The organism is Natrarchaeobius oligotrophus (assembly GCF_003841465.1).
Taxonomy (GTDB): domain Archaea; phylum Halobacteriota; class Halobacteria; order Halobacteriales; family Natrialbaceae; genus Natrarchaeobius; species Natrarchaeobius oligotrophus.
In genome coordinates this window covers 119,255-132,407 of sequence record NZ_REFZ01000009.1, presented here as the reverse complement: position 1 = coordinate 132,407, position 13,153 = coordinate 119,255, and the positions used below count along the sequence as shown (strand labels likewise).

Below are 13,153 nucleotides of genomic sequence, written 5' to 3'. Positions count from 1 at the left end.
TATCGACAATCAATGCGATTGTACTGTCGACGCTGTGCTGTTCACTACGACGGGCCCGGCGAACGTCGGTGTATGGAATGTGAAACCGTTCTCGAAACCGAGTTCGACGGCGTGTTACGGCTCGGTCGGATTCTCAACAACCGAACGCTGTTCGGTAAGTATCCGGATCGACTCCCCTCCGACGGCTCGCTCGCGGGAGTCGAGGGAGGAACGCCGTTAATCGAGGCCGACCGTCTCGCCTCGAGCGTCGGCACCGACGCAACCATTTATCTGAAAGACGAGCGTCGGAATCCGACCGGAAGCTTCAAAGACCGGGCGTTCGCGCCGATGCTCTCCGCCGCCGCCGAGAGCGGGGAAGACCGCATTCTCACCGCCTCGACCGGGAACGCCGCAACGGCCTGTGCCCACTACGCCGCTCGAGGTAATCTCACCTGTCTCCTCCTCGTCGACGGGGATACCCCCGACGAAAAGCTACTCGAACCGTCGCTCTACGGTGCGGAGATCGTTCGCGTCGACGGTCTATTCGACGCCTCCGCGACGGCGTTCGAATCCTTCCTGGAGAGCGTCGCGGACCGCCTCGAGGCCTACCTCGCGGTCGCCCACCAGCCGCTCAGCCCGCTCTCGATGGAAGGGGTGAAGACGATCTCGTTCGAGGTGGCGGAACAACTCGAATGGACCGCACCGGACGTCGTCGTGACGCCCGTCGGCGGCGGCGACAACATCGTGGCTCAGTACAAAGGGTACCGCGAGCTACGGTCGGCGAACCTCCTCGACCGCTTGCCGCGGATGGTCGGCGTGCAGGCGTCGGGGGCCGCTCCGCTCGTCGAGTCGATCGAGCGCGGAACGGACGAGCCCGTCGAGGTGGAGCCGGAGACGATCGCGTCCGGAATCGACGCCGCATTTTCCGGCCGTCACGCGCTCGAGACGGTCCGCGAAAGCGGCGGAACCGCCGTCGCTGTCTCTGACGAAGAGATTCTCGCCGGCGAGCGCGAACTCGCCCAGCGTACCGGCGTCTGGGCCGAGCCGGCGGCGGCCTCGGTGGTGCCGGCGCTCGAGCGCCTCGTTTCCGACGGAGTCGTCGGCGACGACGATACCGTCGTTCTCACCGTTACCGGAAGCGGTCACAAACACGTCGGGCCGGTCGAAGACGCCGTCGACGACGTCGATACCGTGGCGTTCGACGCGACCGCCGTAACCGAGTCGTTATACTGAGACGGACTGGTGTGGCGATGTACCGCCACGACCGCAGACCGCTCTCGAGTGTGTCGGACACGAGTTTCACCAGATCTGCTCGTACCGATACTCGACGTCGTGGGCGCGAACCGGTCGATCGATCGAACCGATATTCGGTTATCGCCGTGAGCGAACGTACGACTCGATCCGATCGAAGCCGGTCTCGAGTCGCTCGATGCTGTTTGCGAAGCTCAGTCGGATGTATCCGTTTGCGGCGGGACCGAACGCGGAACCGGGCGTCGTTACGACGTCGTGTTCCGTCAACAACTCCTTGGACATCTCGAGACTGGGGCGCTCGAGTGCCGTCGCGTCGACCATCGCGTAGAACGCACCCTCCGGACGCGCACACGAGAGTTCGGGGATGTCCGCGATTCGATCGACGACGACGTCGCGACGCTCGGCGTACGCGTCGCGCATCTCGTCGAACGGTTCCTGGGGGCCGGTCAGGGCCGCGATCGCCGCGTACTGTGAGATCGTGTTGGGACAGAGACTCAGACACTGACGGAGCTGCTGAGCGGCGCTGACGACCTCGGGTTTGGCGGCGAGCCAGCCGATGCGCCAGCCGGTCATCGCGTACCCCTTCGAGAAGGAGTTGACCTCGATGACGTTCGCCGGACTGTCAGTCGCCGCGGCGACCGTCTGTGCCGCCTCGTCGAAGACGAGCCGTTCGTAGATCGCATCGGAGATGACGAACGCGTCGTGGTCGGCCGCCGCTTCGGTGACCGCGCGAACCGCGTCGGCGTCGTACACCCGCCCGGTCGGATTGGACGGGGTCGTCAACACGATCGCACCCGTGTCGTCGTCGATCTCCTCGATCAGTCGATCGGGATCGAGCGCGAACCCGTCATCGCCCGAGAGCGGGACCCGGACGGGAGTCGCGCCGATCAGTTCGGCTTGCATCTCGTAGTTTGGCCAGCGCGGTTCCGGAATGAGGACGCGGTCACCGCGATTCGCGGAAACCAGTAACGCGAGGTAGACCGCCTCGATACCGCCCATGGTGATCAGTAGCTCGGAAGCGGGGTCGACGGAGACGCCGTTCTCGCGCTCGAGTTTTTCCGCGATCGCTACTCGCAACTCCGGCAGGCCGAGCGTCGACGTATAGTGAGTCTCGCCGGCCATCGCCGCCTCGTAGGCGGCCTCGACGACGTGTTCAGGGGTGTGAAAGTCCGGTTCGCCGATCTCGAGTCGGACGAGATCGTCGCTGTCGGACTCGTTTGCGAGGTCGAACATGACCCGAATCTGCGATCCCTCGAACCCGGTGGCTCGATCCGCGAGTGGTGGTCCGGCCATACGCTACAAGTCGGCTGAATTACCTTATAGCAATCGGTGCGAGCCTGCAGGCCACCGGTGTCCGACGTCGCGTCCGGGTCGAAAGAGTCCGAATCCGCAACGTTGATTGTCGAATCCCACCGATACGGAGTCGTGACAGTCGTAATCGTCTCGACCGGCGGCACGATCGCATCGACCGAAGACGACGGTGAGGACGGAGCTGCGCCCGAACTGACGGCGGAGAACTTGATCGCGAGCGTTCCGGAGCTGGGCGACGTCGCGTCGTTGCGTACGCGCGATTTCTCGAACGTTCCGAGCGCCTACTTCGAAATCGAGCAGATGGCCGAACTCGCGTCCGAGATCGAAGCGTACGACGCCGACGAAGAGGTAGACGGAGTCGTCGTCACACAGGGTACGGACGTCCTCGAGGAGTCGGCGTACTTCGTCGACTGCTGGTACGACGGCGAGACGCCGGTCGTCTTTACCGGTGCGATGCGCAACCCGTCGCTCCCGAGTCCGGACGGTCCCGCCAATCTGCTGGCGAGCGTTCGAACGGCCGCCGACGAGAGCGCCGAAGAGCGCGGTGCGCTGGTCTGTTTCAACGACCGAATCCACGCCGCTGCGGACGTCACGAAGACGAACTCGATGAACGTCGACACGTTCCGCTCTCCCGAGGTGGGGCCGCTGGGCGCGATCGACGAGGATCGCGTCGTCTGGTTTCGAGAACGCGCGAGTCGACCGCCGGCGCTCGACCCCGATCCGGATCGGATCACGAACGACGTCCACGCGGTGACGGTGACGGCGGACATGCCGATCGCACAGATCGAGGCGGCGGCCGACGCAGAGGCGCTGTGTTTCGCAGCGACGGGGGCGGGCCACATTCCACCGTCGATCATCGAACCGCTCGAGTCGGTCGCCGGGAACGGCGTCCCGTTGATCGCGACGACGCGCTGTCCCGAGGGGCGTCTCGCACGACACACCTACGGATTCCGGGGAAGCGAAGAGACGCTTCGGAAGCTGGATTGCTATTTCGCGTCGGAAAACGTGCAGAAGACGAGGATCGAGACGATCGTGGCACTGGCCGCCGACTCGCTCGACGTCGTCTTCGAACGACCCTGACCGGGCGGCGGACGCCGCCACCGGGTTGCGGTTTTTCGGACGTCATCGCACCGGTTCGGGGGTCCGGAGGGCGAGGGCGAGGCCGAGTAACGCGAGCGCACTCGCGTAGCCGAACGCTGCGACGTACGAGTCGGTCTGATCGATGAGAACGCCGGCGATGATGGGGGCGGTAAACGCGCCGAAAAACCCCAGCGCGTTGAGGATCGCGAGCGCCGTCGCGACGACGTTTTTTGCCGCGAACTCCCGGACGTACGTGTACATCAACGCGATGCCGAACTGGGTGAAAAATCCGGCGAGCACGAGCAGTACGTACAGAATCGCCCCCCGCCCGACGTACGCGATGACGACGGTCGTCGGCAGGAGAACCGCAAACGAAGCGACGACGACGGGTTGACGCCGGCCGCCGAAGAGGCGAAACGAGATGGGGCCGCTCGCGGCGCGGGCGACGATTCCGATCGCGGGAAAAATTGCTGCGAGCATTCCGCTTCCGGCGAGCGAGAAGCCGAACTGGTCGACGAGAAAGCTCGGGAGCCAGCTGTTGTAGAACATACTGAGCGAGAGCGCGAGAAACCCCATGACGGAGACGAGAAGCACGTTGCGGTTACGAAAGAGGGTTCTGAACTCGCTCCAGACCGGTGCCTGGCGGCCGGTGGCCGCCGGCGAAACGGATCGGCTATCGAGAGCGAACACGGCCATCATGACGACCGCGGGAGCAGCCAGGATCGGGAACGTCATCTCCCATCCGTAGGCGGTCGCGATCTGGGGACCGAACAGCTGCCCGAAGACGAATCCCGCGGGGATGGCCGTCGAGACGAAGCCGACCGCAGTGGCCTGTCGATCGTCGGCGAAGACGCCGCTGACGACGTTCACGCTCGCCGTCCAGAGGACGACGGCGGCGACGCCGCCGAAGAGTCTGGAGGCCAAAAGGGAGTAGTACTCCCCGCCGACCGCGGCCCACCACGACCAGACTGCGGCCCCGAAGAGTGCACAGACCGCGACGAGCGAGATGAAGCGGTTGTCCCGTTGATCGAGGATCATTCCCGCCGGAATAGCCAGAAGCGCCATCGCGAGCAGTTGTACGCTGATGAGCCAGCTCGCCGCGGACGCCGAAATCGAGAGGTCCTCGATGATGAGCAACAGAACGCTCGCGGGAACGATCTCGTAGGCGGACATCGACACCAATACGAGCCAGAGGGCGACCATCACTCTCCAGCGGCGCTCGAGCAGAGCCGTCATGCGCTACCCGTTTCGAGTGGGTGATAATAACGGTGTTCCTCGAGTCGATCGTCGGTAGGATCGCCACGGCCCGAAAAAACTATACGGTCAGAACCTGCCTCTTGCGATATATGGTAATGGATACCCATATTCACTACTTCGGCCAGTCGATGATGGACGAGTTGAACGAGATGATCGTCGACGAGATCGGCTCGCACGCGTCGATCAAATCCTTCTACGAATCCGAGGATCTCGGATTTACGACCGAGGAAGCCGACGAGCGAGTCGAGATGATGGACGAGTGGGGACAGGAGAGCGCCGTCCTCTCGTTCCCGTCCCCGGAGTCGTTCATCGACGCGGAGTACCTGAAACAGCCGTCGGTGTACGGTGCGTTCTCACGGATCGTCAACGATAACCTGGCGGAGATTCACGAACAACATCCCGACAGACTGTACGGCTACGCGAGCGTTCCGCTGGTCGACGCAGACGCGGCCATCGAAGAACTCGATCGGGCGATCGACGATCTCGGACTGCAGGGAGTCTGTCTCGACTCGAACGTCTTCGGACAGTACCTCTCCGAGGAACCGTTCCGCCCGTTCTTCGAGCACGCGAACGACCGGAACGTGCCGGTGTTCATCCACCCGACGAACCCGGCAGGAAAAGAGCGAATGACCCGCTACTACACCGAGAGCATGGTCGGGTTCCCGACCGACACCGCGCTCGTCGCCTCGTACATGATCTACTCGGGATTCATGGAAGCCTACGACGACCTCGAGATCATCCTCTCGCACCTCGGTGGAACGTTGCCGTACATCCGTCGCCGCCTCGAGTTCCTCTACAGCGAGAACGATCCGGCGTTCGCGGAACACCAGATCACGACGCTCGATCGACATCCGCCGTCGTACCTCGACGATTTCTGGTACGACACGGCCATGACGTTCCCGCGAGCGATGGAGATGACCCACGACCTCGTGGGTGACCGTCTCGTTTTCGGCTCGGACTTCCCGTTCGGACCCAAAGACAGCCCGGCCACCACCCAGGATCAGATCGCGGAACTCGAGCTCTCGGCCGAGAGCGAGGCCGCGCTCATGTCGGAGAACCTCGAGGAGATCCTTCTCAACATCTGATCGGTTCTACCGATCCGGGACGAGACAGGGAGTTTTATATACGAACCGACGAATCGTCTTCGTACCAGACCATGGTTCAGATGACAGAGCACGCAGTCGTCCGAGTGACCGATTTGGACGCTGCAGTCGAGTTTTACACGGAACAGCTGGGACTGATCGAGATCGATCGAAACGACGACACTGTCTACCTGGGTTGCGGACTCGACGACCGGTTCGACCTCGGTGTGACCGAGGGGGGCACCGGCCTCGACCACGTCGCGATTCGGATTACCGACGATCAGTTCGACGAGTTCGAACGACGGTTCGAGGAGGACGGGGTCGACTACGAGTACACCGGCGACGAGGAGCCGGGCGACCGGCGCGGGCTCACGGTGACGAGCCCGACGGGTATCGACTACGAACTGCTCGTCGTCGACGTCGAGCGGTACCTTCAGGTCAACGACACCGGCCTTCCGGAGCGGTCGGCGTTCACCCCCACGGATTTCGACCACGTCAACCTCTGTTCGAACGACGTCGAGTCGGACGTGGAGTTCGTGAAGGACGTCCTCGACTTCGACGTCTCGGAGATTCAGCGCGATCCCGACGAGGGACACTACGAACTCGTCTTCACGCGCTTTGGCGACTACCACCACGACGTCGCGTTTACGATCACGGATACTCCGGACTACAACCTCCACCACATCTCCTTTACGTTCCCGAGCGTCGATCACATGAAGACGATGATCGACGAACTCGCCCGCAACGACGTCGAAATGGAGTCGGCGATGAGTCGACACCGAGCCGGAAACAACATCTTCGCGTACTTCTGGACGCCGACCGGAAACCGTATCGAACTCAGCACCGAGATGACGGCGTTGCCGCCGGAGACGGACACCGTCCATCGGGAAGAGACGTTCACGTTCACCTCCTGGGGCGGAATTACGCCGCCGGAATCCTTCTCCGAAGGATCCTAATCGACCACGAACTGCGTCCCTCGGATCGTGGAGGGGGATGAAACGCCGACGGACGAACACCCTTTTCGGCAGGATAATACGTCACCCATCACTAGTTATAGCCGTATGTCGGATCGAGCGGCAGTCGTTACCGGCGGTGCAGTTGGAATCGGACGGGAAATCAGCGAAACGCTCGCCGCAGATGGATTCCACGTCGTCGTCTTCGACGTTCAGGACGCGGCGGAAACGATCGAGTCGATTCGCGAGGCGGGTGGAAGCGCAGAGTACCGACGAGCAGACGTTACGAACGAGGAGTCCCTCGAGGAGGCGTTCGACGGTCTCTCGGTGGACGTCCTCGTCAACAACGCGGGCTACTTCGAGCCCCTCGTTACGGACAAAAAGCGCTTCGACGAGATCGAACGCGAGGAGTGGGAGCGGGTGTTCGACGTCAACGTCACGGGCGTCTTTCTCACGTCGAAGGCCGCGATCACACGGATGTCGGAGGGAGGATCGATCGTGAACATCTCCTCGAACGTGGCGGTAACGGGCGTGCCGGGCTTTCTCCACTACGTGGCGTCGAAGGCGGCGGTGCTCGGACTGACGCGCTCGATGGCGACCGAACTCGGCGATGACGGGATCCGGGTGAACGCGGTCATGCCCGGGTTGACGACGTCACCGGCCTCGCTACAGGCCGGCGAGGAGTTCTGGGACGCGATCGTCGACCAACAGGATCTCGACCGACGAGTCACTCCATCGGATATCGCCAGCGCGGTTAGCTACCTCGCAACCGAAGAGAGCGGAATCGTCACCGGACAGGCGCTGAACGTGGACGGTGGATTCGTCAACTACTGACGGACGGAACCTGCGTCCGCGGAGACGTCGGTGAAAAACCGGCGCTATCTTTTTGACAGCCGAGCGAAACACAGGAACATGGTTGAGTCGAGCCAACGATCGGACGTGCTATCGCACTGGCACCACCCCGGCGTCGACGTACCGACGATCGTCGACGGGGACGGAGCGTACGTCACGGACGCAGACGGGCGGACGTATCTCGACGCGCTGTCGCAACTCTGTTGTGTCAATCTCGGGCACAGCAACGACCGGATCGCGGCGGCGATGAGCGAGCAGCTAGAACGGGTGCAATTCGTCTCGCCGGGGTCGCACAACGACGTCAGAACGGAACTCGCCGACCGGATACTCGCCGTCGGTCCCGAACGCCACAGCGACGTGTTCTTCTCGGTGTCGGGAAGCGAAGCGAACGAGGTCGCCGTCCACCTGGCACGGGCGATGACGGACGCCCCGACCGTACTCACGCGGTATCGGTCCTATCACGGAACGACGCTCGGAACCGGAACGCTGGGTGGAGACACGGCGACGCGAACCGCCCTCTCGTCGACGGTCGGCGTGCCCGGTTCCGCAAAATTCCTGCCACCCCTCTCCCCCGAAGCGTTCGACGTCGACGATCCGGACGAGCTCGCTGACCGGGCGATTGCTCACCTCGAGTTCGTCATCCGCAACGAGGGACCCGACTCGATCGCGGCGCTGCTCACGGAGGTCGTCGGCGGCAGCAGCGGGGCGTACGCGCCACCGCCCGGCTACTTCGAGCGCGTCAGATCGCTCTGTGACGAGTACGACATCCTGCTCGTCGCGGACGAGGTGCTCACCGGGTTCGGGCGGTGCGGCGAGTGGTTCGCACACCAGACCGAGGGGATCGAGCCGGACCTGATGAGTTTCGCGAAAGGCGTCACGAGCGCACACGCTCCGCTCGCGGGCGTCACCGTTTCCGAGGAAATCGGCTCGTGGGTTCGCCGCGAGGGAGTCGAGCTCGGCCAGACGTTCGGGGGCCACGCGCTCTCCTGTTCGGCGGGGATCGCGGCCATCGACGAGTACGATGAATGGGGGCTGGACGCCGTCAACGACGTCGGTCCGTACCTCGAGCGGCGGCTACGGGGGGTCGAATCGGATCACGACGTCGTGGCCGACGTTCGGGGACGGGGACTGCTGTTCGGTCTGCCGATCGTCGATCCGGAAACCGGGAGGCCGTTCGTCGATCCGAGAGTCGACGCCGGGGAGAATCCGGTCGACGCCGTCGCGGATCGGATGGCCGACGAAGGCGTCCTCACGCTGCCTGGCCGGCCGTCGACCCAGCTCATCCTCGCGCCGCCGTTCTGTGTCGACCGGGACGACGTCGATCGCGTGATCGAAGCCCTCGAGATCGGTCTCGAGGCGGTGTTCGGATAACGCCGCCCCGTGACGGTGACGGGATCGGTCGTGGCGGGCACAGACGGTCCGTTGTCCGTCGGTGCCGGTCAACCGAAGGGGGGCCGCGCTTGCACCGGCAAATCGGTACAACGATCCGTATCAGGCGCTCACCACAAACATTATCACCGCATTCTCGCTATTGCTCCATGTGACAGCGCAAAACACAACTACCGTCGACGTAACGGTCAACGGTTCCGAACACGAACTCGAGGTCGAGCCCCGGACGTTGCTCGTCCACGCGCTCAGAGAAGAACTCGGTTACACCGGCCCGAAAGTCGGTTGCGAAAGTACGCTCTGTGGGGCGTGTACGGTTCGTCTGGACGGAGACGTCGTGAAATCGTGTACCGTTCTGGCGGTCCAGGCCGACGGTGCGGAGATTCAGACGGTCGAAGGGCTGGGTGACGACGACGAGCTCCACCCCATCCAGCGGAGCTTCCAGGAAGAACACGGACTGCAGTGTGGCTACTGTACGCCCGGCATGTTGCTTTCGACCGCCTCGTTCCTCGAGGAAAACCCGGACCCGACCCGCGAGGAGATCCGGGAGGCGCTCGAGGGGAACATCTGTCGGTGTACCGGCTACCACAACATCGTCAACGCCGTCGAGGAGGCGGCCGACAAGCTCGCGACGGAGGAGGCACGATGACCGACGACGAGGGACCCGACGGAGGGGTTCTCGGAGCCGCACTCGATCGCCGCGAAGATCCGTCGCTGTTGACCGGCGAGGCGAAGTACACGGACGACATCACGCACGACGGCATGCTCCACATGTCCGTCGTCCGTTGCCCGTACGGGCACGCGAAGGTCGAACGCGTGGACGCGAGCGAGGCCGAGGCCCACGAGGACGTCGAGCTCGTCCTGACGCCGGAAGATCTCGCCGAGAGCGACCTGCCGGGGACGCTCGAGTCGATCGGAATGATGGTGCCCAAAGAGAACTGGCCGATGGAGGCCGGTCCGGCCGAGATGTTCCTGCCCGATTACCCGCTGCTCGCGGGCGACCGGGCCCTCCACCAGGGCCATCCGGTCGCCGTCGTGGTGGCGACCGACCGCTACGTCGCCAACGACGCGACCGAACTGGTCGACGTCGAGTACGAGCGACTCGATGCCGTCGCGAATCCGGCCGAAGCGACCGAGGACGACGCTCCCGCCCTCTACGAAGGTGCACCCGACAACGTCATCTTCGACTGGGAACTCGGCGATCCGGAGGCCGTCGACGAGGCGTTCGAGTCCGCGGACCACACGGTCGACATCGAACTCGAGCATCCCCGGGTGATCCCGGACGCGATCGAGCCGCGGGCGACCATCGCGGACTTCGATCCGCTGACCGAGAAGCTCACCGTCGAGATGACGAGCCAGAACCCACACCACCATCGGCTCTGGCTCTCGAACACGCTCGACTATCCGGAACACAAGATCCGGATCGTCGCCCCCGAAGTCGGCGGCGGGTTCGGCGTCAAGATCCACCACTACCCGGAGGAGGCGCTCACGTCCTGGTGTTCGATGGAACTCGAGCGGCCGGTGAAGTGGGTGCAGAAGCGATCCGAGGCACACATGACGGACGCCCACGCCCGCGGCCACGTCACCGAAGCGTCGATGGCCCTCGACGACGACGGAACCATTCTCGGGCTACAGGCCGACACCCACGCGGCTCTCGGCGCGTACGTGTCGACGCACGCGCCGCTGATCCCCACCGGATCGTACGGGATGATGCTCCCCGGACCGTTCGACGTTCCGGCGATGCGAGTGAACGTCATCGGGACGTTCACCAACACGTCGCCGGTCGACGCATACCGCGGCGCGGGACAGCCGGAAGCGACGTTCGTCATCCAGCGGCTGCTCGAGATGGCTGCCAGGGACCTCGACATCGATTCGGCCGAGATTCGCCGGCGGAACTTCATCCCCCCGGAGGAGTTCCCGTACGCCGAAACGGTGGGGAACATGGTCTACGACAGCGGCGACTACGAGAAAACGCTCGAGAAAGCGCTCGAAATCGCAGACTACGATCAGTACCGACAGCGACAGAAAGAGCTGCGCGACGAGGACCGCTACGTCGGAATCGGCATCGCCTCGTTCGTCGAACTCACGGGTCTCGGCCCCTCGAAGCCGGGAGTTCCGGGACCGTTGCCGACGTTCCACGAGAGTTCGTTGATCAGGTTCCACCCCTCGGGTACGGTGACGGCGTACTCGGGCACCGCGGATCAGGGACAAGGTCACAAGACCGCGTTCGCACAGGTCGTCGCGGAGGAACTCGGCGTCCCCTACGAGGACGTCGAAGTGATCCAGGGCGACACCGATCAGGTTCCGCAGGGAACCGGCGCGTTCGCAAGCCGAAGCGCGGTCGTCGGCGGTAACGCGATGGCGAAAAGCGCCGAGAAGATCGTGGAGAAGGCGACCAAAATCGCCGCCCACCAGTTCGAAGCCGACGAGGACGACGTCGTCTTCGAGGACGGGGAGTTCTCCATCAAGGGCGCTCCGGAGCGCTCGATCTCGATGGCCGAAATCGCCCACGAGGCCCACCAGGCGAACGCCATCCCGGACGGGATGGAACCCGGCCTCGACGCGACGACGTTCTTCGATCCGGACGCGCCGACGATTCCGTTCGGCTCGCAGGTCTGTATCGTCGAGGTCGATCCGGAAAGCGGCGAGATCGACTTTCTCGAGTACGTCGCCGTCGACGACTGCGGCGAACAGATCAACCCCCAGATCGTGAAGGGACAGATCCACGGCGGCATCGCACAGGGCCTCGGTCCGGCGCTGTTCGAGGAGGGCAAGTACGACGACAACGCCTCGCTGGTCTCCGGAACCCTCATGGACTACGCGCTTCCGAAGGCGAACCAGCTACCGGACTACGACGTCGAGTGTACGGTGACGCCGTCGCCGACGAACGAGCTCGGATTGAAAGGAATCGGTGAAGCGGGAACGATCCCCGCGCCGACGGCACTCGTCAACGCCGTCGTCGACGCGCTCGAGCCGTTCGGCGTCGATCACGTCGAACTACCCGCGACGCCGGAGAAAGTCTGGCGTGCGGTCGAGAAAGGAGGTGAGCAGTAATGTACCCGCCACAGTTCGACCACGAGACGGCCGAGAGCGCGGAACACGCGGTCGAGTTGCTCGAAACGAACGACGACCGCGACGTCAAGGTGCTCGCAGGCGGCCACAGCCTGATCCCGATGATGAAGACCGGGCTCGCTACCCCAGATCTGTTGATCGATATCAGCCGACTCTCGGAACTGTCGGGAATCGAGCGAACCGACGACGGCTTCGAGATCGGTGCGACGACCAACTACGCACCGGTCGCGAAATCCGACGAACTCCACGACGAGGCGACGGCCTTCGCGGAAGCCGCGGAGAACATCGGCGACAGGCAGGTCAGAAACCGCGGAACCGTCGGCGGGAACATCGCCCACGCCGACCCCGCCTCGGACCTGCCCGCGGCGCTGCTCGCACACGGCGGATCGGTCACGATCACCGGCTCCGACGGGGATCGAACGGTCGACGCGGACGAGTTCTTCTACGGAATGTACGAAACCGACGTCGGTCCGGCGGAGCTCGTCACCTCGATTACGGTACCGGCACACGGTCCGAACGCCGTGAGCACCTACGAGAAGGATCGCAGCCCGGCGTCGGGGTACGCGATCGTCGGCGTCGCGGTCGTCCTCGAAGCCGACGACGGAACGATCGTCGACGCCGCCGTTACGGCAAACGGCGCGATGGACCGGCCGTCCCGACTGTCGGCCGTCGAGGAGGCCCTCGAAGGAAGCGAAGCAACCGAGGCGGCGGTAGAGGCTGCCGCCGAACGCGCCGGTGAATCGCTAAACACGGCGATGATGATGAGCGATCAGGACGCGTCGCCCGAGTTCCGCGAACAGAAGTTGAAGGTGTACTCGAAGCGCGCGCTGACGCGAGCCGTCTCGCAGCTGTAGACCGAAAGCCGACCGCCCGGTCGATCGTTTTTTCGACGCCGTCCGATCGACCAGCGCCGGCGTTTTCTCGAGTGGC

Annotated in this window: 11 protein-coding genes; 9 read left to right on the top strand and 2 right to left on the bottom strand. The window is 64.0% G+C overall.

What is annotated here, in order from left to right:
• The first annotated feature begins 72 nt into the window (after positions 1–72).
• Positions 73–1,212: a threonine synthase gene (gene thrC, locus EA472_RS14230; RefSeq protein ID WP_165874898.1), complete on the top strand. Its 1,140-nt coding sequence runs from the start codon at positions 73–75 to the stop codon at positions 1,210–1,212.
• 138 nt (positions 1,213–1,350) lie between these two features.
• Here the strand turns inward: thrC and EA472_RS14225 are convergent, their stop codons facing one another.
• The gene (locus EA472_RS14225; protein ID WP_124192183.1) at positions 1,351–2,523 is read right to left on the bottom strand and encodes a pyridoxal phosphate-dependent aminotransferase; all 1,173 of its coding nucleotides are present in this window, start codon (positions 2,521–2,523) and stop codon (positions 1,351–1,353) included.
• A gap of 132 nt (positions 2,524–2,655) precedes the next feature.
• On the opposite strand from EA472_RS14225, the gene EA472_RS14220 reads away from it, so the two are divergent.
• Positions 2,656–3,621: an asparaginase gene (locus EA472_RS14220; protein WP_124192182.1), complete on the top strand. Its 966-nt coding sequence runs from the start codon at positions 2,656–2,658 to the stop codon at positions 3,619–3,621.
• 42 nt (positions 3,622–3,663) lie between these two features.
• Here EA472_RS14220 and EA472_RS14215 read toward each other — a convergent pair whose 3' ends face one another.
• Positions 3,664–4,857, bottom strand: a complete 1,194-nt coding sequence (locus EA472_RS14215) for an MFS transporter (protein WP_124192181.1) — start codon at positions 4,855–4,857, stop codon at positions 3,664–3,666.
• A gap of 110 nt (positions 4,858–4,967) precedes the next feature.
• On the opposite strand from EA472_RS14215, the gene EA472_RS14210 reads away from it, so the two are divergent.
• The 7 genes from EA472_RS14210 (at position 4,968) to EA472_RS14180 (ending at position 13,077) form a co-directional block, all read left to right on the top strand.
• Positions 4,968–5,963 (top strand): amidohydrolase family protein, encoded by a 996-nt coding sequence (locus EA472_RS14210; RefSeq protein WP_124192180.1) that lies wholly within the window; start codon positions 4,968–4,970, stop codon positions 5,961–5,963.
• Positions 5,964–6,043: 80 nt separating this feature from the next.
• Entirely contained in the window at positions 6,044–6,916 is an 873-nt protein-coding gene (locus tag EA472_RS14205; RefSeq protein WP_165874897.1) for a VOC family protein, read from the top strand.
• 105 nt (positions 6,917–7,021) lie between these two features.
• Positions 7,022–7,747 (top strand): SDR family NAD(P)-dependent oxidoreductase, encoded by a 726-nt coding sequence (locus tag EA472_RS14200; RefSeq protein ID WP_124192178.1) that lies wholly within the window; start codon positions 7,022–7,024, stop codon positions 7,745–7,747.
• A gap of 78 nt (positions 7,748–7,825) precedes the next feature.
• Positions 7,826–9,136 carry an aminotransferase family protein gene (locus EA472_RS14195; protein ID WP_124192177.1) on the top strand — a complete coding sequence of 437 codons (1,311 nt, stop codon included), beginning with the start codon at positions 7,826–7,828 and terminating at the stop codon, positions 9,134–9,136.
• 169 nt (positions 9,137–9,305) lie between these two features.
• Positions 9,306–9,800: a (2Fe-2S)-binding protein gene (locus EA472_RS14190; RefSeq protein WP_124192176.1), complete on the top strand. Its 495-nt coding sequence runs from the start codon at positions 9,306–9,308 to the stop codon at positions 9,798–9,800.
• Complete coding sequence (locus EA472_RS14185; RefSeq protein WP_124192175.1) at positions 9,797–12,205, top strand: xanthine dehydrogenase family protein molybdopterin-binding subunit; 2,409 nt, start codon at positions 9,797–9,799, stop codon at positions 12,203–12,205. Before EA472_RS14190 ends, EA472_RS14185 begins: the two co-directional genes overlap by 4 nt.
• Positions 12,205–13,077 (top strand): FAD binding domain-containing protein, encoded by an 873-nt coding sequence (locus EA472_RS14180; protein WP_124192174.1) that lies wholly within the window; start codon positions 12,205–12,207, stop codon positions 13,075–13,077. The genes EA472_RS14185 and EA472_RS14180 overlap by 1 nt, the downstream gene beginning before the upstream one ends.
• Positions 13,078–13,153 lie beyond the last annotated feature (76 nt).

Excerpts from the sequence above, each read along its gene's own strand:
- thrC (WP_165874898.1), top strand. The coding sequence starts at position 73 with ATGGAATGTGAAACCGTTCTCGAAACCGAGTTCGACGGCGTGTTACGG.
- EA472_RS14225 (WP_124192183.1), bottom strand. The coding sequence starts at position 2,523 with ATGGCCGGACCACCACTCGCGGATCGAGCCACCGGGTTCGAGGGATCG.
- EA472_RS14215 (WP_124192181.1), bottom strand. The coding sequence starts at position 4,857 with ATGACGGCTCTGCTCGAGCGCCGCTGGAGAGTGATGGTCGCCCTCTGG.
- EA472_RS14210 (WP_124192180.1), top strand. The coding sequence starts at position 4,968 with ATGGTAATGGATACCCATATTCACTACTTCGGCCAGTCGATGATGGAC.
- EA472_RS14205 (WP_165874897.1), top strand. The coding sequence starts at position 6,044 with ATGACAGAGCACGCAGTCGTCCGAGTGACCGATTTGGACGCTGCAGTC.
- EA472_RS14200 (WP_124192178.1), top strand. The coding sequence starts at position 7,022 with ATGTCGGATCGAGCGGCAGTCGTTACCGGCGGTGCAGTTGGAATCGGA.
- EA472_RS14195 (WP_124192177.1), top strand. The coding sequence starts at position 7,826 with ATGGTTGAGTCGAGCCAACGATCGGACGTGCTATCGCACTGGCACCAC.
- EA472_RS14185 (WP_124192175.1), top strand. The coding sequence starts at position 9,797 with ATGACCGACGACGAGGGACCCGACGGAGGGGTTCTCGGAGCCGCACTC.
- EA472_RS14180 (WP_124192174.1), top strand. The coding sequence starts at position 12,205 with ATGTACCCGCCACAGTTCGACCACGAGACGGCCGAGAGCGCGGAACAC.